This is a genomic window from Paenibacillus alkalitolerans (genome assembly GCF_016482785.1).
Taxonomy (GTDB): Bacteria; Bacillota; Bacilli; order Paenibacillales; family YIM-B00363; genus Paenibacillus_AE; species Paenibacillus_AE alkalitolerans.
On sequence record NZ_JAEMXM010000002.1, the window covers coordinates 242,162 to 264,023 of the forward strand.

At 50.0% G+C, this 21,862-nt stretch carries 22 protein-coding genes; 6 read left to right on the forward strand and 16 right to left on the reverse strand.

Annotated features, from left to right (window positions below):
* Window positions 1-48 precede the first annotated feature (48 nt).
* Window positions 49-885, reverse strand: a complete 837-nt coding sequence (locus JET16_RS04945) for a deoxyribonuclease IV (protein ID WP_199614576.1) — start codon at window positions 883-885, stop codon at window positions 49-51.
* Window positions 854-1,726 carry a bifunctional DNA-formamidopyrimidine glycosylase/DNA-(apurinic or apyrimidinic site) lyase gene (mutM, locus tag JET16_RS04950; protein WP_199615021.1) on the reverse strand — a complete coding sequence of 291 codons (873 nt, stop codon included), beginning with the start codon at window positions 1,724-1,726 and terminating at the stop codon, window positions 854-856. The genes JET16_RS04945 and mutM overlap by 32 nt, the downstream gene beginning before the upstream one ends.
* Window positions 1,727-1,848: 122 nt before the next feature.
* On the opposite strand from mutM, the gene JET16_RS04955 reads away from it, so the two are divergent.
* Window positions 1,849-2,037 carry a hypothetical protein gene (locus JET16_RS04955; protein WP_199614577.1) on the forward strand — a complete coding sequence of 63 codons (189 nt, stop codon included), beginning with the start codon at window positions 1,849-1,851 and terminating at the stop codon, window positions 2,035-2,037.
* A gap of 14 nt (window positions 2,038-2,051) precedes the next feature.
* On the opposite strand, the gene JET16_RS04960 is transcribed toward JET16_RS04955, so the two are convergent.
* The 5 genes from JET16_RS04960 to JET16_RS04980 all read right to left on the reverse strand — a co-directional run bounded on the left by JET16_RS04960 (window position 2,052) and on the right by JET16_RS04980 (window position 5,474).
* Complete coding sequence (locus JET16_RS04960) at window positions 2,052-2,198, reverse strand: RNA polymerase sigma factor (RefSeq protein ID WP_199614579.1); 147 nt, start codon at window positions 2,196-2,198, stop codon at window positions 2,052-2,054.
* Between the two features lie 183 nt (window positions 2,199-2,381).
* Window positions 2,382-2,834 carry a stalk domain-containing protein gene (locus tag JET16_RS04965; RefSeq protein ID WP_199614581.1) on the reverse strand — a complete coding sequence of 151 codons (453 nt, stop codon included), beginning with the start codon at window positions 2,832-2,834 and terminating at the stop codon, window positions 2,382-2,384.
* A gap of 123 nt (window positions 2,835-2,957) precedes the next feature.
* Window positions 2,958-3,998: a sensor histidine kinase gene (locus JET16_RS04970; RefSeq protein WP_199614583.1), complete on the reverse strand. Its 1,041-nt coding sequence runs from the start codon at window positions 3,996-3,998 to the stop codon at window positions 2,958-2,960.
* Window positions 3,995-4,726, reverse strand: a complete 732-nt coding sequence (locus JET16_RS04975) for a response regulator transcription factor (RefSeq protein WP_199614585.1) — start codon at window positions 4,724-4,726, stop codon at window positions 3,995-3,997. The genes JET16_RS04970 and JET16_RS04975 overlap by 4 nt, the downstream gene beginning before the upstream one ends.
* A gap of 64 nt (window positions 4,727-4,790) precedes the next feature.
* Window positions 4,791-5,474, reverse strand: a complete 684-nt coding sequence (locus JET16_RS04980) for a hypothetical protein (protein ID WP_199614586.1) — start codon at window positions 5,472-5,474, stop codon at window positions 4,791-4,793.
* A 193-nt stretch (window positions 5,475-5,667) separates the two neighbouring features.
* Here JET16_RS04980 and JET16_RS04985 point away from each other — a divergent pair, with 193 nt between their 5' ends.
* Complete coding sequence (locus JET16_RS04985) at window positions 5,668-6,564, forward strand: AraC family transcriptional regulator (protein ID WP_199614587.1); 897 nt, start codon at window positions 5,668-5,670, stop codon at window positions 6,562-6,564.
* A gap of 131 nt (window positions 6,565-6,695) precedes the next feature.
* A complete protein-coding gene (locus JET16_RS04990) occupies window positions 6,696-7,130 on the forward strand; it encodes a hypothetical protein (RefSeq protein ID WP_199614588.1) in 435 nt (144 codons plus the stop codon).
* 25 nt (window positions 7,131-7,155) lie between these two features.
* Here JET16_RS04990 and JET16_RS04995 read toward each other — a convergent pair whose 3' ends face one another.
* On the reverse strand, window positions 7,156-7,527 hold the full coding sequence (locus JET16_RS04995) for a winged helix-turn-helix transcriptional regulator (protein ID WP_199614589.1): 372 nt from the start codon (window positions 7,525-7,527) through the stop codon (window positions 7,156-7,158).
* Between the two features lie 131 nt (window positions 7,528-7,658).
* On the opposite strand from JET16_RS04995, the gene JET16_RS05000 reads away from it, so the two are divergent.
* Window positions 7,659-8,825, forward strand: a complete 1,167-nt coding sequence (locus tag JET16_RS05000) for an MFS transporter (RefSeq protein WP_199614590.1) — start codon at window positions 7,659-7,661, stop codon at window positions 8,823-8,825.
* A 113-nt stretch (window positions 8,826-8,938) separates the two neighbouring features.
* Complete coding sequence (locus JET16_RS05005) at window positions 8,939-9,904, forward strand: aminoglycoside phosphotransferase family protein (protein WP_199614591.1); 966 nt, start codon at window positions 8,939-8,941, stop codon at window positions 9,902-9,904.
* Between the two features lie 7 nt (window positions 9,905-9,911).
* Here the strand turns inward: JET16_RS05005 and JET16_RS05010 are convergent, their stop codons facing one another.
* Both JET16_RS05010 and JET16_RS05015 read right to left on the reverse strand, forming a co-directional pair.
* Window positions 9,912-11,744, reverse strand: coding sequence for a PAS domain-containing sensor histidine kinase (locus JET16_RS05010; protein ID WP_199614593.1), 1,833 nt, complete (start codon window positions 11,742-11,744; stop codon window positions 9,912-9,914).
* A gap of 205 nt (window positions 11,745-11,949) precedes the next feature.
* Entirely contained in the window at window positions 11,950-12,897 is a 948-nt protein-coding gene (locus tag JET16_RS05015; RefSeq protein ID WP_199614594.1) for a Gmad2 immunoglobulin-like domain-containing protein, read from the reverse strand.
* Window positions 12,898-13,422: 525 nt separating this feature from the next.
* On the opposite strand from JET16_RS05015, the gene JET16_RS05020 reads away from it, so the two are divergent.
* Window positions 13,423-14,886, forward strand: a complete 1,464-nt coding sequence (locus JET16_RS05020) for a stalk domain-containing protein (RefSeq protein ID WP_199614595.1) — start codon at window positions 13,423-13,425, stop codon at window positions 14,884-14,886.
* A gap of 141 nt (window positions 14,887-15,027) precedes the next feature.
* On the opposite strand, the gene JET16_RS05025 is transcribed toward JET16_RS05020, so the two are convergent.
* The 6 genes from JET16_RS05025 to JET16_RS05050 all read right to left on the reverse strand — a co-directional run bounded on the left by JET16_RS05025 (window position 15,028) and on the right by JET16_RS05050 (window position 21,655).
* The gene (locus JET16_RS05025; protein ID WP_199614596.1) at window positions 15,028-16,032 is read right to left on the reverse strand and encodes a glycoside hydrolase family 43 protein; all 1,005 of its coding nucleotides are present in this window, start codon (window positions 16,030-16,032) and stop codon (window positions 15,028-15,030) included.
* 153 nt (window positions 16,033-16,185) lie between these two features.
* Window positions 16,186-16,419 (reverse strand): hypothetical protein, encoded by a 234-nt coding sequence (locus tag JET16_RS05030; RefSeq protein WP_199614597.1) that lies wholly within the window; start codon window positions 16,417-16,419, stop codon window positions 16,186-16,188.
* Entirely contained in the window at window positions 16,416-16,718 is a 303-nt protein-coding gene (locus JET16_RS05035) for a hypothetical protein (protein WP_199614598.1), read from the reverse strand. Before JET16_RS05035 ends, JET16_RS05030 begins: the two co-directional genes overlap by 4 nt.
* A complete protein-coding gene (gene nagZ / locus JET16_RS05040) occupies window positions 16,687-18,000 on the reverse strand; it encodes a beta-N-acetylhexosaminidase (protein ID WP_199614599.1) in 1,314 nt (437 codons plus the stop codon). Before nagZ ends, JET16_RS05035 begins: the two co-directional genes overlap by 32 nt.
* A gap of 101 nt (window positions 18,001-18,101) precedes the next feature.
* On the reverse strand, window positions 18,102-19,373 hold the full coding sequence (locus JET16_RS05045) for a ribonuclease H-like domain-containing protein (RefSeq protein ID WP_199614600.1): 1,272 nt from the start codon (window positions 19,371-19,373) through the stop codon (window positions 18,102-18,104).
* The gene (locus JET16_RS05050; protein WP_199614602.1) at window positions 19,370-21,655 is read right to left on the reverse strand and encodes a DEAD/DEAH box helicase; all 2,286 of its coding nucleotides are present in this window, start codon (window positions 21,653-21,655) and stop codon (window positions 19,370-19,372) included. Before JET16_RS05050 ends, JET16_RS05045 begins: the two co-directional genes overlap by 4 nt.
* Window positions 21,656-21,862 lie beyond the last annotated feature (207 nt).

Here is a 21,862-nt window from a genome sequence, read left to right on the forward strand (position 1 = left end):
CCTCTCCCTAACAACAAAACCGTTCTCGTGGGAAGTGTACCGTTCGCGTCAACTTTTTGCAAGCTTCCGTACATATGCGATTTCCTCGCGGTGCGAAGAGCCTGCAGGTACCGGCGTCTCCAATACGACCGGAATGCTTCTCATCTCATCAGCCGACAGGACGGCGGACAAAGCTTCCGCTCCGATATGCCCCCCGCCGATGTTGGCGTGGCGGTCGCGTCTCGAACCGGACGGATAGACGGAATCGTTCAGATGAAGAGCTCGAAGGTGCGAGAAATATCCGAGTTCTCTCCCGCGTTGTAGAAGCTCGCCCCAATTGTCGCCGTTCCACACGCCGCTGGCAAACAAGTGGCAAGTATCCAGGCAAAATCCGATCTTCTCCGGCCTTGCTGACAATTGGCGGATGCTCGTCATTTCTTCCAACGTCGTGCCGATCGCCGTGCCTTCGCCCGCCTGATTTTCGATGAGCAGAAGAGCCTGCCCCTCCCAACCGTCAAGCGTCTCATTCACTGCCGACAATATCGTTCTGTACCCTTCGAGCGGATCGCCGCCGCCTTTCTTCTTGCCGAAGTGAACGACAACGCCAATCGAACCGCACGCTTCCGCAATTTCCAGATCGTTGCGCAACGAGCGGATCGTCGGTTCGCGCAGCTTGCCTTCGGCGGCCAAATTCGTCGCATATGTCGTATGCGCTATGCTGACAATGCCGCGCGATTCGCATATGCGCTTGCATTCGGCGGCATCCGCCGCATCGAATTGCTTGATCGAAAGACCGCGCGGATTCTTAGGAAAATATTGAAACGCCGTCGCGCCGATCGCTTCCGCCGTCCGCGCCGCGCCCGAATACCCGAGCTTAATGCTGATATGACAACCGACGTACTTCATCCGGCGCTCCCGCTCCTGTTCCCGCTCCCGCTTGGCATTCCTCGCAATAGAATACTTTCCGGCCGTTCAACTCGGTCTTTACGATCGGAGCGCCGCACCGGAAGCACGGTTCCCCTCCTCTGTCGTACACCTTGCATCTGTCGCTGTACCTTCCGGTGTGCGTGTCGCCTGCATAGAACGGAGACTCCATATAGCCGCCGTAGCGGACCGCTTCATCGAGTGTCGTGCGCATCGCCGTGTACAAGGCGTTGTAATCGTTCCGCTCGAGCGCAGCAATCGGACGAAGCGGTTGAATACGTGCGGCATGGCACAATTCGTCGCTGTAGCAATTGCCGATGCCTGCGAGCACGCTTTGATCGACGAGCGCCGTCTTTAACGCGCCACGGCTTTTGCGGATGCGCTCGGCGAACGCGTCGGGAGTCAGCGCCGGATCGAAAGGCTCCGGTCCCAGCTTTCCGAGCTTCTTCGCAAGCTCGCCCTCTTCATATAAGTGCAAATATCCCAGCCGCAGCCCGCGAAAATACAACAACCGCTCTTCTCCCTCGAAACCCAGCACCACTTGCGCATTTCGGCCCTCCGCTTCGTCCGGCGTCCCCCAAAACATCGATCCGCCAAGCATCAGATGCAGCAGCAGCGTGGAGCCGTTATCGAGACGAAACAAGAGCATCTTCGCTCTGCGTTCCACTCGTTCGACTCGGCTCCCTTGCACGGTTTCAATAAACACGGATACCGGCACATTAATCGACTTTTCCCTTGTCACTTCAACACTTCGGATGACACGGCCGGCAACTCTCTCGTTCAACTGCGCTTTATATGTCTCCATCTCCGGCAATTCCGGCACCGTAAAAGCCCCACTTTCGCGAAACATTTTTCCTTAGATTTCCTATGTTTTCGACGATTTATGCTATGTCTCAAGGAAGGAATTCCCTTACATGTGCCGAATAGTTCATTCGGAGGTGTCATATGCTCGAAAAATATCAGCTTCACGACGAACCGGGAAAAACGATGTTTGTGTTCGCGCAATTTGGCAAAGTATACGGCCACATTATTAAGGATCGTACCGATAAAGCGCCGGCGAAATTCATCTTTGAAACGGAAAAATACGATTCGGTCGAACAATTGAAAACCCAATACCCTCCGGAGGCGAACTAGAGGTTGCGTACGGCTTAGGCCTGAAACCCATTCAGCTGACGGTAAACGGACAGGAATGTCTCCTGAAGAATATCCTCAACGAGATAGGAATCGCGAAGATGTGATTTCAAGAAAGAGTACACATATTCCGCATAAGCCTCATACACCAGGTCGAAATCCATGCCCGAATCAACCCTCTCATGTATATAGTCGCATGAAAACAGGATCCGGTTCAAATTAAAATATTGCCGCAGTAACCATTGCTATCTTCATGATCTTACCCGGCGTATGCAGCTGACGAATACACGCATGAAAAAAGGGCACAACCATGTGCCCTTCATTCGTAGCTGTGTTCACTTTATCTATTATTTCATCATGGCAGGAGATGCCAAATACATCTCTACGAAATCTTTCGTTACGTATGTTGTTCCATTCATCACGACCGGTTTATAGGAAAACATTTTTTCCATCATGCCGGCCATGAACTTGTCGCTGTTGACGGAGAATTTTACGGTGTAGTCCTTGTTATCCATCATCTTGTCGTCCATCATCTTGTCATCCATCATCTTGTCGTCCTTCATTACTGCATACATTAGAGAGATCGACCGCTCGTCCCCGTTCCACATGACCGTATATCCAAGTGATTCGGCGATTGTCCGAAGCGGCACGAGCTCCATGCCGTTCTTCATCATGACGTCGACTTTGCTGTAATCGACCTGCATCTTCATACCCTTCATGTCTTCCGCGGCGGCAACACCAGGGACCACCAGAGCCAGCGATAGCATCGAAAGCGCAGCGGTTCTTTGAAGCTTGTTCATCGTTCATTCCTCCTAAGGGTTTAGTTTGTTTCCGTTACTAAACGTACCGAAGGAGTCTTAACATCGCCTAACGAAATTCTTAAGAAATTCTTACACAAGTATATCAATTACAAAAACCGCAAATTACACACATCGGACCGTAAACCAGAAGCGGCTGCCTTCACCGGTTCCGCCTTCCACACCTATGCGTCCGCCATGCAGCTCCACGATCGATTTGGCGATTGCGAGCCCGAGTCCGGCTCCTCCGCTGCCGCGGCTGCGGGATGGGTCTGCGCGGTAAAACCGATCGAAAATTTTTTCCCGGTCGTGCGAATCGATGCCTTCCCCCTGATCGATGATGGAAATTTGCACAAATCCGCTTTCTTCCGGCAGCTCGGCTGCCATGATGGAGATGCTCCCTCCTGGAGGAGAATGCCGGATCGCATTTTCCAGCAGATTTGCGAGCACCCTCTTGATTTCAAAAGGCATAACAAGTAAGGGTGGAAGATTTTCCTGCACGTGCGCCTGAATGTCGATGTTTTTTTCCTCCAGCTTTATTACATGGCTTTGTAGAGTTTCTAGAAGGAGATTGTCGGCATGACAGCGCTCGGGAGTAAAGACATAGGCACCCGACTGCAGCTGCGACAGCTCGAATAACGTGTCAATCAGCCGGTTCAAGCGCTGCGTCTCGAGACGGATCGTTCGCAGATAACTGCCGAACGTCTCTTTATCCTGAATCACTTCGTCCTGGAGCGCTTCCACGAACGCTTGGATCGATGCCATGGGCGTACGGAGATCGTGCGAGACGTTGGCAACAAGCTCCCTGCGCGAGGCTTCTGTTGTCCGGAGCCGGTCGAAGCTTTCGCGGAGCATGCCCGACATCCGGTTGAACTGCTCCGCTAGCCGCCGGAACTCTTCCGGGCCTGCGAGCGGCACCGTTCCGTCGAACCGACCTTCTGCCACTCGCGCCGTCTCGTTTGTAAGCTTTCGGATCGATGATTCCAGCGGACGTGTCATGGCAAAGTGAACCGCAAAGGAAACAATCGCCGCCCCCAGCGTGACGCTGGTCAGAAGAAGCGTTTCATTCAACTTCAGGAGCATGAAGCGATAGCATACGAATAAACTGACCAATATTATTCCGATGCTTACCGCATTGGCAATAAGCAAATAAGCCCGCAGCTTCATAAGCTGTCCCTGCCTTCGAATTTGTAGCCGATTCCCCAAACCGTCTTGATATATTTCGGCTCCGACGGATTCCGTTCTATTTTTTCCCTCAACCTGCGGATATGCACCGTCACCGTAGTCGTGTCTCCAAAGTAATCGATGTCCCATATTTGATTAAGCAGCTGATTTCTTGAAAACACCTGCTCCGGATGGCCGGCGAGCAGCGACAGCATATCAAACTCCTTGACCGTAAGCTCGATATCGCGACCGTCTGCCCTTACGCTGCGCTTCAGCTTGTCGATTGCAAGCCCCGGAAACTCGAGAATATGAGATGTCCTGTCGCTGTTTCCCTCATCCGGGTGTAAGGATGCTGCAGCGGATACTCGCTGCATCCTCCGCAATATGGCCTTTACCCGGAGCACCAACTCCCTCGGACTGAACGGCTTGGTCATGTAATCGTCCGCACCCATCGTCAGCCCGTATAAACGATCCATCTCTTCGCCTCGCGCCGTCAGCATAATGATCGGCACATCGTGTTCGTTACGGATTTGCTCGCAAACCTGCCAGCCATCTTTCTTCGGCATCATCAAATCGAGCACGATCAGATCCGGAGTTTCCCGGCGCCATACATCCATCGCAGCTTCGCCGTCCGCCGCCGTGATGACGCGGTAACCTTCCCGCTCCAAATACTTCGCGCATACGTCCGTAATGTTCGGTTCGTCATCCGTAACCAGAATGGTATAGGTCATGATTCCTCATCTCCCGATGGTAACATTATAGCTCGGGCGATATGCGGAATGTCTTACAAAAGTATTACACATTCGTCTTCAACCAAACTCGAAGCGGTCCGATCGAAGTCCATCCGGATGTAAGAGCTGCTTCAAGAAAATCTCCATGTTCATATCCGACCAAGGGTAAGTCCGGGAATACGGTTGAGACGATTTTCGCTATTTCCGGCCAAAGTTGTTCAGTGCCATTTTCAACAGAATAGACATTACTTACACCCACTGCATTTGCACCCAAGCTGGCAATAAATCCGGAAACTGCACCGTCTTTCTCCCGCATAAATATTTTGACATCATCTCTTTTTAACAAATCCGGTTTTATCACATGTTCCAGACCACTCGCGGCACTCCATATCGAATATTGTTCTTCTGTTGTAATAATGCACCATAAGGTATCAACAGGCTCCACGTTCAAAAAGGGCGGATGAAAGATCCATTCCGCTTCAAATAACACTTGAAAACCCAAGGCGGTCAAATCTAGGTTGGCAAAACTGTCTTTTATACCGGAAATGCTTCTATCCCCAAAGAATTCTCTTATATCTTCATTCGTGACTTGCCTGCTTGACGTTATGATATCCGGGTAAAAATCAGGCGCTTTCGAGAGCACTCCCCACATTCTCTTGTTTGAAGTTTGGGCAATTCCATGCGAATCGCAAACTATTCCGCACCAAGATATATTATTGGATACGGCTATGTCGATTAGAGAATTCATTCTCCTACCACCAATCCCCAAGGTTGTTAACTACAGAAATCAAGTATACATTAAAGTTGCCAATATAAACGAGGCGTCTTTTCGCGATTTTGATAGTTACACAGGTGCATATAAATAGCAAAAAAGATCAAGAATTCGGGTTAAAATTCGGGTTACTATAGGAACAGCACGTGAGAGGGAGCTTTTCGTTCCAGTGAAGGAAGATTATCTGAAGCAGATCCAAACCGTCATCGATTACGTGGAAGCGCATATAACCGAGGAACTGTCTTTGTCGCGGCTTGCGCAGGTCGCGAGGTTCTCAGACTTTCATTTTCACCGTGTCTTTGAGTCCATGGCGGGAGAAACGGTGATGGAATATGTGCGTAAACGTCGTCTGGCGAGATCGGCTTACCAGATCGCTCACTCGAATGAGAGGCTGCTCGACATTGCGCTGGAGAACGGATTCCAAAATCACGAAACATTCACGCGCGCCTTCAAGCGGATGTTCGAGTTGACGCCGGCCGATTACCGAAAGAAAGGAATCAAGCCGCCGGAATACCCAAAGCTGAACGTGCTGCAGCGCAAGTATAATCCCTATTTAGGAGGCATTCGTATGGAATACCGAATAGTAACCAAACCTGCTTTCAAGGTCATCGGATACGAGCTGCAAACGACTACGAGCGAAGAGAAGATTCCGGTTTTTTGGCAGGAATATCTTCAGAACGGATGGTCCGGACGCATTCCGAACCGTGTCCACCGCGATAGCCCGGTCGAGCTCGGCATTTGCCATAGCTTCGATATGGATACGGGAGCCTTCACGTATATGATCGGCATGGAGGCGGAGCATTTCGAAGGGGTGCCTAGCGATCTCGTATGCCGCAAGTTTATTTCGTCCGAATATGCCGTGTTCACTACGCCGAAGGTGCCGCACGACCGGTTCCCTTCCTCCATCGAAAGTACGTGGAAATCGATATTCGAGGAATGGTTCCCGCATTCAGGTTATGAACATTCCGGCGCCAGCGAGTTCGAGCTATATGACGAACGATGCCATCCGGGCAGATCGGAAGTACAGATGGATATCTATATTCCGATAAAACGCAAGGGCGCTTAATAGGCAAAAAGATGCAGACCGATTGGAGGCTGCATCTTTTTTTTATGAACTCCCGTTTCCTGTCACGCAATTATTCGATATAGTAGGAAACGAAAGATAACAGATGATTAACAAATGGGGGCGGAGAAGAGATGGTCACAATCACAATAGAGAAACGTATAGAAACGTTGGAAGAAGAAATAAGAAGCATCGCGGCGGAATGGGAACTAACCGTAATAGAAGAGGATGCCCCCACTGCTTGCTTCCGGCTCGTCCCTCCCCTTATGCTCGGGATTCACGGTATTTGGTGCGAGCTGCGCAACGGGCGCTGGAGCTTCTGGCGTGAAAGCGATGCGACGACGTGGGAGGATTTTCTGTTGATGAACGTGACGCACCGGCTCGCATATTGGCACGAATCGCTGCTCGGTTACTCTTCTGGAAGCGGTACGCGACTGCTCGAACCGACGCCGGACGTTTTCTTGACTTTCGATCATTATGCTGACCACGTAGTACGCAACGAAGAAGGCATTGTAAAAGATATCAAGAAAAATTGGATTTACACGCACCGCAACCGGTATGTCCGATAAGCTGTCATACGCGATATCGCTTTTTCTATGAAACACCGGCCTCATTGTTTGCTTGCTGCGCACTTCCCCATTTTTGCACCCATTTCTCCATTTCTCTCAGAGCAATTTGAAAATCGCTGCCTTTCTCCGTCAATGAATATTCCACCGTCACAGGCACAGTAGGGAACACTTGCCGGCGCACGAGGCCGTTTTGCTCCAAGTGACGCAGCGTGTCCGTCAGCGATTGAGTCTTGATAATCGATATGTTTCGTTGAAGCTGATTGAAACGCTGCGGCCCTTTAAGCAGCTCGTCGAGCACCAAGAAAGCCCACTTCGCCCCGAGAATTCGTAAAACTTCGCATATTCCTGTCGAATTGGAAGTTTCCGCACATGTATCGTTCGCTTCTTTTTTAGTCACGATCCCACATCCTTACTAAATGTAAGTAAGTCAAAACATCAGGATAATATCCAAATAATTTGCCTTCTTACATTATTACGCCCCTCTCTCTATAATGTCAATTAAATCATCAAGGAGAGGAAGTAATCAATATGAACCGTTTCATCATTTATGTTCTCACGTTAGGGGTATTTCTGACGGCAACCTCCGAATTGGTTGTAAGCGGCGTTCTCAATGTTATCGCACAAGATTTGCGCGTTTCCATCGCTCTTGCCGGTCAATTGATTACCGTATATTCTCTCGCGTATGCAATCGGCACTCCCATAGTAATCTCGATGACGTACCGGATGGGACGAAAAAAACTGCTGGCAGGCGCACTGACTTTGTTTATCGCGGGTTGCCTCGTTTCAGCCGTGAGCGCAGATTTTACGATGCTGATGGCAGCCAGAGTAATCTTGGGACTAAGTGCGGGCGTATTTCTCGTAGTTTCCTTCAGCTCCGTCGCCAAGATCGTCGCTCCCGAAAAAATCGGCAGCGCCATAGGAACGGTCATACTCGGATTTAGTGCTTCGCTCATACTCGGTATACCTTTCGGCATTGCAATTGCCAATTGGTTGAATTGGCAAGCGATCTTTATCATTCTCGCCATTCTCAGCTTGATCATCCTGTTCGCCGTTATCCGTTTGCTCCCGGAGATTGAAGGGGATGCCCCAATACCGTTTAAACAACAATTGTTAGTGCTGACGAATCCTATTATTCTAGCCGGCCTGTTCATCACCTTCTTTAGAGAAGCGGGTAATTCTATCATGTATACGTATTTGACTCCTTTTCTCGCAAACATTATGCATCTGCATTCCGCTGAGATCGGACTTACGATGCTCATTTTTGGGATTGCAGGTGTGGTTGGTTCGCGCTTCGGCGGTTTTGCGGTCGATAAATGGGGAACAAGCAGGATGATTATAATTAGTTTTACCGTTCCTGTAGCGTCTCTTGCTTTACTGCCGGTAGTAACCGCATCCCTGCTTGCCGGTATAGGATTGTTAACCGTCTGGATATGTTCCACATTCGTCAGCGCTCCGGCCCTTCAAACCTATTTCATACAACAGGCGCCTCAATCCTCCAGCCTGGTTCTTAGTTTGAATACGTCCGTTATTCATTTGGGACTGGCGGCGGGAGCCGGATTGGGGGGAGCCGTCATAAATTCCACATCCACCGTTCTTTATAATCCATGGGCAGCTAGCATTGCTATCGCGTTGGGATTAGTTGCGGCAGCCGCATCATTTTCCTTCCGCAAAAGCAAACAAACGGTTCCGGCCTAATCCGAGTCTTAGTGGATAATTTTTCAAAATAGGATAAACTTATCTTACCAAAAAAATAAGATTGGATGTGAGAAGCATTGCGTGAACCGAAACCATACTGGCGAGATGTTCCTATGGATTTGCGAAGGCAGATTGAAGAAAAAGCGGGAAGCCCTGTACGCAGAGCCGTTCGCGTCTTTGGCGGATACGGTCCTAGCGCAACATTCCGGCTGTTCTTGGAAGACGGCAGAACGATCTTTGCCAAGGGAGCCGGTAAGGGGTCGAATACGGAAAATTGGCGAGTGCTCCCGATTGAGGAAGCCGTTTATCGCAATATAAGTGCGATAGCTCCAATAGCTCCCCGCTATTATGGGTCGGTCAGTGTTGAGGGATGGCATCTTTTACTGCTGGAGGACGTAAGCGGTGCGAAGAAGGTTCCGCCTTGGACTGAGGAGTTGGCTTTGCAAGCGGTTCGAGATATTGCGGCATTCCACGTGCGGGCAGTCTCTGAAGCGGGAAATGTCGATAAAATGACCGGCAAAGGCGTGATCGATAATTGGCTCAGCATAAAAAACAACAGTGACGAAAGAAATTATTTTCTCTGTCTGTTTCAAAACAGAAGCGAAGGTGAGGCTTGGCTTGATGCGGTCATTGATTCGCTGATTCCGATGGAAGCCGAGCTTATGCGCCCGGATCAACCATGGGGATTTATTCATACCGACATACGTTCGGATAATCTTCGTTTTAGAGACGGTAATTTGGTATTGTTCGACTGGGCATTGGCCCTCAATGGACCGTTACTGTTTGATGCGGGTTTTTTCTTTCCGAGCATAGAGGGCGAAGGCGGGCCGACAGCGGAATTTTTGCTGCCTGAATATAAAAAAGTAATGACTGCGCATGGAATACAATTCCCTGCGTTTGCCGAGTATTCCGTTGCCGTCGCAACGGCGGGATTCTTCGCAACGAGAGCCGGAAAACCGCCGATCCCTATGCTCCCTCGGCTGAGATCCATTCAGCGGTTACAATTGGGGCCTGCATTACGGTGGTCCTGCAATATTTTGGGTTTGCCTCAGCCGCCTGAATTACGAAAGAATGAGTAAATGCCGCTTATTTGATTTTTTGAACGGGATTGCAAGCAGGTAAGGTGATCTCCACTTTTGTGCCTTCATTTATTTTGCTGGATACATGAATTGTCCCGTTATGGCTTTCAATGATTTTTTTGCTTACCATGAAGCCTAACCCGGTGCCCTTCTCTTTCGTCGTATAAAAAGGCTCGCCCAGCTTGGACAGCTGCTCTTCCGGTATTCCACATCCTTGGTCGGTGAGCGTTATATTAATTTTGTCACCGTCTTTTCTTGCGGTAATTATTATTTCGCCCCCATTATCCATGGATTCCATAGCATTTTTCATAATGTTAATGAAGACTTGCTTTAACTTATTCTCTTCGCAGAGAACTACAAGCTCTGTATCATCTATGATCCGGTTTATCTCAAGATTTTCCATGAGTGCTTGCGATTCCATCAACAAGATGACCTGCTCGAGAATTACCCGTACATCTTTCACTTCATATTCCGCGGCTTGAGGCTTTGTGAGAATCAATAACTCGTTAATTATTAACTCAATGCGATTTATCTCGGAACCGATAACCTCAAAATAATGCGGTTTTTCATGGTCTATCTTTCGTTCCAGTAATTTGAGAAACCCTTTGATAGCCGTCAACGGGTTTCGTATTTCATGGGCAATGCCGGCCGCCAGCTGACCGGCCACGGACAACTTCTCGGAATTGAGCATCATTTGCTGCGCTTCTTTTCTTTCTTCCTCTAACCGCCTTCTTTCGGTTATATCGCGGCCAATCTCTAAAATATATTGAAGCGCGCCGTGTTCATCGCGGATCGCTTTAACCGTCGTTTCGATCCATACGTAGTGACTTTCTTTATGACGAACCCGGTACGAAAATATATTAAAATCGGAACTATGAAATATATTTGCACCGTCGAAATCATTGGCATCGTCGGGATGCCAAAATTGTTTGCTGGATTTGCCGATCCATTCCTCGGGCTCATACCCAAGGATAGATTTAATTGCAGGCGAAACATAATTGGTAATTCCATCCGGCGTGGAATATAGTATAACATCCCGCGCGTGCTTGGAAATTAATTCGTATATTTCTTCATGATAAAGCAATCGCTCCGTTGCTTTTTTGTACTGGGTAACATCCTTGATGATAGAATAGACGCCTTCGATTTTCTCATCGACTATGATCGGAACATACGTAATTCTTAAATTAAGTAAATGACCTTGCTTGTGGACCATCGTATCTTCGAATTCCTGAGGCTGACCCTTAATAGCCAGCTGAAATTGTTTGCGGTACAGTCCTGTTTCGTGTCCCAAGAGGATCGGCTTTATTCGGCTAATTTCTTCCTTCGTGTAACCCGTTACCTTCTCGCAAGCATCGTTTACGATTAATATATCCCCATCCAGAGAAATTGCCAGTACAAGATCCGGGTAATGTTCGATTAATGATTTATACCGTTGCTGATTCTGTAGAAGAAGCATTTCTGCGTTTTTGTAATCGGTAATATCTTGAATTTGTACAATAAAATACAGCGGTTTTCCGGCGTTTTCCCGAACAAGTGAGACGTTTAATATTACCCAAACTATATGACCTTGTTTATGATAGTATCGCTTTAACAATTGGAAATTGTCGATTTTGCCTTCCAGCGTCTGCTTTGTTAGTCTCGATTCATCTTCCAAGTCATCTTTGTGAGTAATCGACTGAAAATTTGTTGAAAGAAGCTCTTGCTTGGAATAACCTGTGATTTTGCATAAAGCAGAATTGACTTTTAGCCAATCTCCTTCGGGGGAGACCAACGCCATACCGATCGGAGCTTTCTCAAAGGCATGGATAAATAATGATTCGTTTGCAATCCCTAAGTCCATATCAATTAGTCCTTTCTTGATAATTAGTGGGAAAGCAAATTATAGGTACCTTTACTATAATCATTATAAATTATTTTCTCAATGAGAATGTAGTTATAGCCTCGAATGGTACAATAGTCTTTACGCACGAAGGAATATAAGAATTTCATCAACGAAAAAAACGGGCCGCCTCCGCAACCCGTTCTCTGTTCTACTCGATTGTCTTTCACTCAACCGTATAATCGATGCGGTCCTCCGGAACTTTCAATGGAATGATGAGTTCATTCTCGATGCTTCCGTCATTGGCGCTGTAAGTGAACAAAATTAGCGTCATATTAGGCTGCGAGGCTTTCTTATAGGTAATGTCGAAGCGGAAACGGCCCCAAGCCGGAGCGCCTTCATCGGACATCTCGTGACCTTCGGCTAATATGTTGTGCCCGTCTTCCAACCTCCAGCTAAAGGCGGCTTCGAATACGCGTGCTTCACCCTCGACTGTGAAGGGCGAGCCGGCTACTGTCCCGGGAAGGGGCGAAAATACACGGAAGGCATCGTTTTCCGCTGCAACAGCCGGGACCGGTTGGCCGGTGCGGGCGTCAATCTTTATGGTAACCGGTTGATCAACGGTTTGGTGTTCGACGAGTTCCATGACCCAGTACTCTTTCTCCTCATCGAGAGAGACGGATTTTATTGCCTTTACGTCGGTTTGCCCGGTTTGCGATTCTAAGACGTATTGAACTGCGTCCGTATATCCGATCATGCCTTCCGGCACCTTCTGCGATTCATCAAGCAAGATGATTTTTGCGGCAGTCGTCTGCGCCGGGTATGATTCCGCGATCGCTCCGGTATACCACGCTTCCACTTGAGCTCCGAGCGCCATATTTTCGGGCGTAACGTCTTGGCCGCCGCTGTCCTTCAGCTCGGTCTGATCGCTCACCGTAAACCAATAAGCATCAATATATGAGGATCCGTTCTTTTCAACGAAGGCTGTGATTAACCACCTGTCCCCTTCCTTCTGTATGATATTCCCCTTGTCGACTACTTTGACCGCAGTTGTTTCCTGCTCCTGTTCATGATTGTCTGCGGGGTCCGCAGAGCCGCTTACTTGCACGCAAGATGCCAATATCGACATAATGCAAAGCAAAGCGAGAAAAAGAAACCCTTTTTGCTTTCTCATATTTCTCAACTCCTTTGAAAGATTGACGGAGCATAAGCGATAAATGTTTCAAGCCGCCTCCTTCTTCCGAACATTAATTTGTTGAATCCGATTTACCTTCTTAATGCATGAATTCGTATCTGGCTAATTACAGCTAACGCCGCAAACACTGGGAAGACCAAATCAACCATGTCGTAAATACGATCAAATAGCGGTTTAAGTCCAATAATTATTGCCATTGGGATCGAAATCGCTCTAAGTATAATCCAAGTCTTTCGTGAGTTCCAAATATATCGCATTTACGGTTCAGCCACCTTCATCACCTAATGTATCAGACCGCTAGAATTGTAACTCTATTTCTTGCTTGCGGATTCGGAACCCCCCGACTCCGTCGTTTTATTGGCGATTTAATCCGTTCTCCCACAATCTTTTTTCTTCCTTCTCTTATTGCACGTCCATTATGATAAACTACAAGAAACCTTCTTCATCGGTTTGGAGTCTAATAGTTAGCATACATAATTTTTTTCACAAAGCGAGGTTGTTGCCTTGGTCAAAAGAATATTACTTCCCATCATCCTTTCGTTCTTCCTGCTTTCTTTATCCGTACATAACACAGTGACCGTTCATGCGGAAACCCCCGCGGCCTTCACAGCGGATCAAATAAACCGGATTGATCTCAACGATGCCGACCTGCAGTTTATCCCTCTTTTCGGCAGCCGGGAAGAGGATAATCAATCTATTGAAGAAATCGTGAAAATAGTAAACAGTATTGTAAAAAACGGGGAACCGACAACCGATGCGATCGATTCTTGGCAGCGATTTTTCATGTCGGAACTGGTAATCAAATTCAACGACTACACGAGCCTGAGCGTTACACTGCCCGACACGGAAACGATCTACTATACCTACTTGGACAAAAAATATAAAACGAAGGACAAAACGGCAGTAGTGGCGCTGGGCAAATTGTTTGTCAGTCCGGTGCAAACCGCAGTCGGAGGACAGGTTCAAATCGGCGGCACATACAATTTGAAAGGAGAAGACGCTTATAGCGAACGGGGAACGGTATTTCTCTTTATTAAAGAAATAGGTTCCTCCGGGGGATATGAGTCGGCCAAAGGCGTTCACTATCCTTCAAAAAACGCTCTTCTCGTTCATCGTGCTCCATCGGCGTTTGCGAGATACGATTTCTCCTATACATTCCCTGCTTTCGGCGAAGCGGCTGACGGCACATGGAAGGCGATCGAACCCGGGACGTATGATCTGACGATCGTAAGAGACGGTTTAACGTCCTCCCACTTTATTAAAGTTGCCGCTCCTAAAGAGCCGCAGCTTTCAGTGAATGGCTTCCCCGTTTCCGAGACCGCCGTTAAACCGATTATCATCGACGGGAGAACTTATTTGCCGGCCCGGTCTTTGGCGGAAATGTTCGGCTGGGACGTAGTCTGGGATGAGAATCAAAGGCTGGTACGAATTAATACGGATTATTGGGCTCCGGCTTCCGCAAGTGCCGACGGTCCGATCCGCCTTTGGGTAAACGGAAAACAAGTGTCGTCGAATACGGCGCCGGTTCTCATAGAAAACAAGCTTCATCTCCCGCTCCGCACGGTAGCCGAAGCATTCGGATTTACCGTCAAATGGATCGCTTCGACGAAGTCGGTTCATGCCATTTTCGAACCCGAATTATTGGCGGTGTATCAGCAAGACGATCAAACTGCTGTATTTGCGGAAGCAATCAACAAGTACGCGACAGCGTTTAACGAGCGGAATGAACCGGAGCTTAAAAAACTGTTCGAGAGTGAAACCGAAGTGTTTCCGCGGTTTGAAGACATCGGCCGCAGGCTAATCACGTCGGTTTCGAACCTTCAGTCGGAACCTCGGCGTGAAGGAAAAGCGGTAGCGGCAACGGTTGATTTTCACTTCTTGTTTGACAATGACGGCAACAGCCAGGGTTCACGCGGATTCGTCTTCGTGCAAGAGGACGGAAGATGGGTGATCCGAGATATCGAATAATCATCCGTTACAGAAAAGGCTCCTACATCGCTTTTTGCAATGTAGGAGCCTACGTCATTCAAGCCCTGTTATCCGACCGCAAATATATAACCTCTGACCTAGATTACGATTTGAGCCCACCGGATCAGGATGTCCGGCTTATTAACCTGTGACACCGTGCAAATCCTCACGGGCGGTCACTACTCTTAAGCTGTCACCCGTGTCCTCCATTTCGTACAGCTTGCACCTCGACTCCGGCATCTTGAAAGGTTGATGTAGGATTAACATCCACGTTCCTTCGAACGTCCGGAACAGCATGCCATGACCGCTGTCTCCCTTCACCAACGGTTCAAGTTGTTCCCACGGCCCTTCCAGCTTGCCGGTTTTGGAACGCGCGATGGTTTGCACATAACTCCCCGATTCATAGCTCGACCACAGCATGACCAGATGACCGGCCGAGGTGCGGTATAGCTGGCAACCGTCCGTTACATAAACACGAATGCGGTCGTCGGGTAAGTCGTCTTTGTTTTCCCAAGGCGCTTCGGAAGCGTTAAATAGGACAATCGGGTCGCCGATCGCTTCGGACAAATCATTGTTTAATCGAACGGCTTCTATCGTGCCGTCAATGGTTTGAATCCACTCATGACAGTAAACCATCCACGGGGATCCATCTTCGTCGACATACAAGGTACCGTCTAACGTCATCATCGTTTCCGGCAAAACAGGCGCATCTTCCTTCAACAGCTTGAACGGTCCTTCCGGCGATTCGCTGACGGCTATGACGGTACCCCGCCAATGCTTGGCATATCCATTCACCGGCGCACCTTCCAGCGGCCTGTCGTTATTGTGCAGTGTGACGAACAGATAGAACCGGCCTTTATACTCGTGGACTTCAGGCGCCCAAGCTCCGTGCAGCGGGTTTGCCCATATCCCATGGGGGTTGGTGAATACGATATACGGGCCTTCCCAATCGGATAAATTTGTGCTTTTGTAGGTGATCACTCCGTAACGGTCCATGCCGTTCAATCGAGGAATACCGCTGGTATATAAGTAATAATCACCTGTATGTTTGTCTGCTAATACGAAAGGATCATGTGCGGGAATGTCGGCTAGTCGAAGTCCCTTTTGGGGGTTATTCACATCAGAGGAGGCATTGTAAACCGGCATCAAGATTCAACTCCTTTTCAGATAACCCGCTCTCGAATAGTTCATTATCCATCCATAATATATCAGAAAATCAGATGGATATCTCCCGCTAAGAAACAGACCAGGAAATCGAACAAAAGCACCGCTCTAATTGAAGAACGGCGCTTCTTAACATTACCGGGGCGTCCACTCGTTCCACATTTCTTTCACCACTTGCAGCTTCCCCACTTCGAGCAGGCCGATCACTTCCGTGTACTGCATATCGGTCCATCCCGAAGTGATCGTCCCGTCTTTCATCCTGGCTACATATGCAACGGAGTCGATTTGGTCCTCTTCCTTAATGTAGGATAGCAGGTGGTTCAATAAGAAAGCGGGAGATATTTTATCTTCTCTTTCAAAATCGCTCATTTCGTTCCCCCCTTAAACCGAGCCGCAAAGATGATAACCGAATCCAGCGGGTCGAGTTCCGAATCAGGAACAAGCCCTGTGTTTTGCAATGCGAGACCGAGCTGGCTGCAAACCCAGCGCCATATGGGTATTGACTCCTCCACGGAACCCTGCCGGTCTTTTACCCTTAAAACAATGTCCGCAAACACCGCTTCCAGAGCGGCCTTATCGAACTCTATTTCCTCCATCGGTTCGCGGTCGGACGTCATCCGAACCGTGAACCAATCGTTATATTTTATTTCGTATATCGTCTTTTCCATCTGCGCCTCGTTCACAACCTTTTGTACGTTCCGTCATTTTTTTAAATATTTGCAACACTTCATCCACATCTTTGTTTATTTTCGCAACATCGACCGCACCGATTTTTTTGTCGGTCAACTTATACTTTTCTTTAAGTCGAATGATTCTGTATACGCTGCCGTCAATGCGCTCTTCGGTAAGCTTCCCTTCTTTCACCGATTGTTTCAATGCTTGAATTACCGCGGTTTGTTTCGCGAAATCGTGACATACGAGCACGATATCGCTCCCGGCATTGACGGATCTTACGGCGGATTGTCCGATATCATACCGCTTAACAATGGCGCCCATCGTCATATCGTCGGTAAAGATCACCCCGTCGAAATTCAGTTCGTTTCTCAACAATCCGGTCATGATCGGTTCCGACATCGAAGACGGATAGTCCGGATCAAGCTTGGGCAGCAGTATATGCGCGACCATGACGGCATCGGCATCGTCCCGGACAGCACGGGCGAAAGGAACGAGTTCAAGCTTCTTCAACCGCTCCATATCATGTTGGACGACAGGCAATCCGACGTGGGAATCGACCGACGTATCTCCATGACCCGGAAAATGCTTAACGACAGAAATCACTTCTTCGGATTGCAGTCCTTTCATTGCACTCAACCCGAGTTTGCTGACGATATCCGCGCCGGAGCCGAAGGACCTGTCGCCGATGACCGGATTGTTCGGGTTGCTGTTAATATCCAACACCGGCGCAAAGTTCAGATTAAAGCCGAACGATTTCAACTGTCGTGCAGTTTCTCGCCCCGCTTCATACGAGAATTGCTCGCTTTCGATTTGCCCAATCGCCCGGTTCGAGGGAAACTTTCTCACCTCTTGAGGCAGCCTGTTCACGGCTCCTCCTTCTTCATCTACTGCGAGAAATAAGGGGAGCTCGAGATCCGAGTTTGTTTCTTTCAAGGAATTTAATAATGTTATCGTTTGTTTCGGGTCTTTGATATTTCTGCCGAAAAAAATAAAACCCCCGACCTTGTATTTTTCGATCAGTTCCTTGGAGTACGCGTCAATATCGTATCCATCGAGGCCTGCAATGACCATCTGTCCGATTTTCTCATCGATTGTCATCGCTCCGATTTTTTCGCGGATCGGATCTGCAGGCACTTGCCCTGGCAACTTCCCCTGTGCGTTATGTATCGGGTCCGGCGGCGGCAGTGCTTCCTCCGGTTTCGCAGATATGCATCCGGTGACAAAGAACAAAATCAATGGTAATGTGCAAAGAAACAGCCGTATGTTCCGCTTCAAGCCTCATCTTCCTCTAGTTGGCAGTCTTTGAAGCATTCATTATTATGGCTGATGATTCGCCACGATATGTACGCCGGGCACGTAACGGCCCTTTACCTTCATCAAAACAATGTACGCTGCTTCTTCAGCAGTCGTTCGCGCCGTCTTTGGATGCCGCCGATCGTCTCCCTCAGCTTTCCTCCGTCCGTCCCGCTTCGCGATAAGGACAATCGGGTTTGCGCGCTGCGAAGCGCCTCTTCCGTCCAATACAGCGCTTCATCCGGGTTCTTGTACCGGTGTTCGTACGCCATCGCCAGCTCCAGGTACGGTTCAAGCGCGGGGAGCCGCTGCCGGCGGCCCGATTCCACGATTTCTTTCCATAGAGACACCGCGCGGTCCCACTGCCTTCTCTTCTTAAAAAATTCCGCCGCATCCCGCAAATATGTATATGCATCATCAAGCGGTCTTGCAGCAATCGTTTCATACACGCGCTCCGCCTCGTCTTGAAAGCCTAAGCGCTCATACCATAACCCGAGCCGGTTCAATTCGTTCGTCTTCAACCGCTCCAGCTGCACGTCCCCGTTCAACAGCCGGCCGAAATGAACGGCCAACGACAACAAGGTCAAAATATCCTTTTCGTTATGGCGGACGACACCGGACAAGACGGACGGGTCGCCTTCCGCCAAATATTGAAAGTAAAGCGCAGGCGCCATCGAACCGGGCACGTCGTCATGACGGAACACGCCCAAGATTCCTTCCTCAACCGAGCCTAGACGGCAAGAAGGCATGGTCGTTCTCCACAAACTGCGCGACGGATATAGAAAATCTAATTGCGCGGGATCTGGCGGAACCGGGAGCCGGTTCATGACATAGCGGTTTTTAACGATCGGCCAATCGAATGCTCTCCCGTTATACGTGACGAGATGCGTGCTTTCCCCGAGCGCTTCTCCCAACAGCATCAGCATCGCCGCTTCTTCCCCCGGATGTCGCATCAAATATTGGCGGACCGTGAATCCGGCTTCCGACCAACTGCCGATACCGATCAAGAACGGCACGTTCCCCGCTCCGTGGCCGAGGCCCGTTGTCTCGGTATCGAGGAACAACAGCCGTCCCGCCTCGATGCTTCTGCCGGACGGATCCAGACGCGAGAGTGCGCCGCAAACGGAATCCAACTCTCCCATACAAAACCGACCGTGCTTGAAATCGGAGCGAAATGCCGCCTCCCGGACAAGATACGCGCCGCCCGTGCCTTCGCGAATGGCGAAGCCGAGCGCGCCCCACCTGTCGTCCTCCTGCTGCGTGCTTTCGGATTTACCCGGTTCCGGCCGGGATTCGGTTACCGCACCGGCGGCCGTGCGCGTCAGCCTGCCTAACCGCTCCTTTACTCCGCTCATCGCGATTTCACCATGCTTTCAGCAAGCTCCAGCGCCAAACGCTTGCCCATCAACCCTACCTCCTCGATCGGACCGACGCACGCCGGGCAGCCGCTCAAACACGAGCATCCGCTTATCAGCCGGTGCGCTTCCTTCAGCAATGCGTCATGCATCTCGTAAAGCCGCTCGCTGAGACCGATTCCGCCCGGATACCGGTCATAGAAGAAAATTGTCGGCAGCTTGGATTGCACCGCCTTCACCTGCGGAACGACGCGAATGTCGAGCGGATCGCACATCAAATACAGCGGAGCGATGTGGATCAGGACGTTCGCAAGTCCCAACAGAGCGAACTGCAAATCGTTCGCCGACTTCATTCCCGCAAGCTCGTCGTGGAACGTGATCCAATAAGAGCTCGTATGCAGCTCCTCCTCCGGCAAGTGAATCGGCCCCGAGCCGATATTTTCATGAGTCCGAAGCTTGATTTTCTTAAAGATAGTCGCGCGCGCATGAATGGAAACCTCTCCAAAGCTGCGGCTGTAACCTCCTTCGTCGGACTCTCGGTCGCCGTGCAATATTTTCAACTCCACCGCCAAGTTCGCATCCGTGAAATAATCGACGCTCACCTCGCGGACATACGCCTTCTTCTCTTCATAATCGAGCTTCTCCACCTGATATTGGACTCCCTCGTGTATGTAGATCGCCTCTTCGTGAACGAGCGTCTGCGCGCTGAACCGGTCGACCTCGCCGATCACCCGGCTGCCGTTCGTCGTATCGATAATGATGATGTTCTCTTGTGCCGCGGACCGCAACGAGATGTTGTTGGCGGGAAAGTTTTGCTCCATCCAATACCAACGTCCGTTATTGCGGTGCAGCACCCGTTCCTCCACAAGAAATTCGAGAACGTCGGCGAGGTTTTCTTCCCCGAATATGTCCCCTTCTTGGAAAGGCAGCTCATACGCCGCGCACTTCACATGATCCAACAGCACGAGCAGATTGTCCGGATGGATGCGGGCTTGCTCCGGGGAACGGCCAAAGAAGTAATCCGGATTCTGAATCACGTATTGGTCGAGCGGATTGCTGCTCGCCACCAAGAATGTGATCGCCGTTTCGCGGCGGCGTCCGGCGCGGCCGGATTGCTGCCATGTACTCGCGATCGTCCCCGGGAAACCGTTCAAGACGCAAGCCTGCAGCTGCCCGATATCGATGCCGAGCTCGAGCGCGTTCGTGGAGACGACGCCGCGAATTTCGCCGCTTCGCAGCCCGCGTTCGATTTCGCGCCGCTGCTTCGGCAAATAGCCGCCCCGGTAACCGCGGATCGATTTGGTGCCAAGCTCGTGCTTGACGAGGTCTTGCAAATATGTAAGCAATAATTCAACGCGGACGCGGCTGCGGGCGAAGACGATCGTCTGGATGCCCTGCTTCAGCAGCAATCCGGCCACTTTCCTCGTCTCGAGCACGCTCGACTTTCGGATGCCGAGCTGCTGATTGACCACGGGAGGGTTATAGAAGACGAAGTGCTTCTCCCCCGCCGGCGCGCCGTTGTTATCAATCAGCGTAACGCTCTCGCCGATAAGCTTCTCCGCATGCTCCTTCGGATTCGCGATCGTTGCCGAGGCGCAAATAAACTGCGGGTTCGACCCGTAGAAACGGCAAATCCGCTTCAATCTGCGGATCACATTCGCCACATGGCTGCCGAATACGCCCCGGTACGAGTGGACCTCGTCGATGACGATAAATTTGATATTCTCAAACAGCTTCACCCATTTGGTATGGTGCGGCAATATCGCCGCGTGAAGCATATCCGGATTCGTAACGACAATATGCCCGGCGTTGCGGATCGCCTGTCTTACCGTAGGCGGCGTGTCGCCGTCGTACGTATGCGTCTTGATGTCGACGCCCATCCGGTCCACCGTCTCCTGCAGCTCCGCCACTTGATCCTGCGCCAGAGCTTTCGTAGGGAACAAATACAATGCGCGGCTGCTGTCGTCGCGGAGCAGCTGCTGCATGACCGGCAGATTGTATGTGAGCGTCTTGCCTGACGCCGTCGGCGTAACCGTCGCTACATGGCGCCCGGCTTCGATCGCCTCGAACGCTTCCGCTTGATGTGCGTATAGCCGAGTAATGCCTTTATCGGTTAGCGCCTTGCGTATTTCGGGCCGGAGCGACGCGGGGAAATCCGCGTAACGCGCTTCGCGGCTCGGCAGCGTTCTCCACTCCGTCACATTAGCCATCAAATCCGGCATCGACCGGATCGTATGTATCAATTCCTCCATGGAGGACACTTTTCCCGTCAAGCGATTCATTGTTCGTTCCCCTTACCCTCAACCTGGTATGCGTACCTCCATTGTACAGAATATACGTTCGGGTGTGAAGTGAAAAGAGGACTAATAAGTCGGTTTTACCGATTGAAAACGTCAAGAGGCGGAAGCATACCGCTTTCCGCCATATTGTTGTCGATTCGCCGTCTTTTGCTGTCGATTCCTGCGCTTTCCCGGGAAAAGCTGCGCTTA